Consider the following 1,759-nt stretch of genomic DNA (forward strand, 5'->3'; position numbering starts at 1 on the left):
AATCCACTTCAGCGATATACCACCCCTGCTCCTGCAAACGAGGCTTCATGACTTTCTCCCAATACCCACTCTCGTAAGTGAACACCGGAACAATGAACTCATCCTTATATTTTTTTTCGTAAGTCATCATGATCTCCTTTAGAAAATTCGGACAAAGGTCTTATAGTGATCAGGAGTGTAATACATACTCCCATCAGAACCGACAATCAAACGTTCTGCTCCTGGGTTATCTTCATCGAATTCAGGGATGATAGTGGCGTGTCCTTCGAAGAACTCCAGCGCAGTATCGAGTTTATCGCGGGACACTTCTATAGCGTAGAGTACGTGGGGTGGGTCGTAATCAGCGTAGGCGAATCGGGTGTGACGGTGCCGTAAGTTGCTGTCTACGGTTTGTAGGTGTCGTGCCATGCGTTTGGCGTTGTAGTATTCGGGTGCATTATGCACAGAAAAGAGCGCGTCATAGTCTTTGAGGATGACGAAGACTCCTTTGCTTAGGTCGAGCCAGTGAAGGTCTTCAATAAATTCTTCAGTCCACCCTACTGGGTCTCCTACTGTAGGTGTGTCGTAGGGGAACTCTATGGCGCGTAGGATTTCTTTGACTCCTGCGTCTCCATCACGAACAATAGCTGCACAGGATATCTCGATAACTGCCCATCCTTGATCACGGAGGGCTTGAGTTTGGCGTTTGAGCACCTTGTCTTCGGTGATGTAGATAGCGGGGAAGAAGCTATTGCCGTACCCGTCGTCGTAGTAGCTCATAATTGTTTATCTCTTAATGGGAGGGAAGATTTCTTCGTGCGTGTGTGGACGGTTCTGGGCATCTAATGTACTTTCAATCACCAGGTAGAGATACCGTATAACCTGTTCCTGCGGGTCTCATCGACATATTTTTTAAAAGGTGGGTATTCTGCCCCTGGGTTATCCTCGTCGAAGCTTTCGATGATGGTAGCGTGTCCTTCGAAAAAATCGAGGACTGTATCGAGCTTATTACGGGATACTTCTATAGCGTAGAGTACGTGGGGTGGGTCGTAATCAGCGTAGGCGAATCGGGTGTGACGGTGCCGTAAGTTGCTGTCTACGGTTTGTAGGTGTCGTGCCATCCATTTTGCTTCAAATTCTTCAGGACCGCTCCAGGGGGTGAAGAGAGCGTCATAGTCTTTGAGGATGACGAAGACTCCTTTGCTTAGGTCGAGCCAGTCGAGGTCTGAGATGATTTCTTGGGTCCAGCTCATGAAGTTGTCATCTGGGAGTTTGTGCGGGAGGTTGACGGCTCGGATGATTTCGAGGGCTCCTGCTTGTGGGTCTTGGGAGGCTGCTATGTTTTTGCAGGATATTTCGATGATGGCCCAGCCCTTATCGCGGAGGGCTTGAGTTTGGCGTTCCAGCACCTTGTCTTCGGTGATGTAGATAGCGGGGAAGAAGCTATTGCCACGCCCATCGTCGTAGTAACCCATAAATTGTTTACTCCTTAATGAGAATAAAGGTTCGGTAGTGGTCCGGGGTGTAGTACATGGTTCCATTATTAGCTATGACTAAGCGATGTGTGCCAAATTTTTCTGTTGTTGCTTCGCCCGGTACTTTGATGGTCGTCTCATAGTATTTCAGATCCATAAACTCTGTGGCATCTTTATTGGTCATACGAGTCGGCAAAGGAACATACGTATGAGTAACCTCTTCAGGAGTACCCCTATTAAGTCTGTATTCTAATTCATTGTTAAAATCTTGGAACCGTGCATCAGGATGCAGATTTCCGCCCTTT

General features: G+C 47.7%; 3 protein-coding genes. All 3 read right to left on the reverse strand.

Going from position 1 to position 1,759, the window contains the following annotated elements:
- Positions 1-138 precede the first annotated feature (138 nt).
- A complete protein-coding gene (locus HMPREF2609_RS07490; RefSeq protein WP_083296716.1) occupies positions 139-759 on the reverse strand; it encodes a ribonuclease domain-containing protein in 621 nt (206 codons plus the stop codon).
- A 77-nt stretch (positions 760-836) separates the two neighbouring features.
- Positions 837-1,454: a hypothetical protein gene (locus HMPREF2609_RS07495; protein ID WP_070536161.1), complete on the reverse strand. Its 618-nt coding sequence runs from the start codon at positions 1,452-1,454 to the stop codon at positions 837-839.
- 7 nt (positions 1,455-1,461) lie between these two features.
- On the reverse strand, positions 1,462-1,759 hold a 298-nt coding region (locus HMPREF2609_RS10795; protein WP_305793656.1), incomplete at its 5' end, for a ribonuclease domain-containing protein.

It is taken from the genome of Rothia sp. HMSC058E10 (assembly GCF_001809415.1).
Classification (GTDB): Bacteria; Actinomycetota; Actinomycetes; order Actinomycetales; family Micrococcaceae; genus Rothia; species Rothia dentocariosa.

Excerpts from the sequence above, each read along its gene's own strand:
- HMPREF2609_RS07490 (WP_083296716.1), bottom strand. The coding sequence starts at position 759 with ATGAGCTACTACGACGACGGGTACGGCAATAGCTTCTTCCCCGCTATC.
- HMPREF2609_RS07495 (WP_070536161.1), bottom strand. The coding sequence starts at position 1,454 with ATGGGTTACTACGACGATGGGCGTGGCAATAGCTTCTTCCCCGCTATC.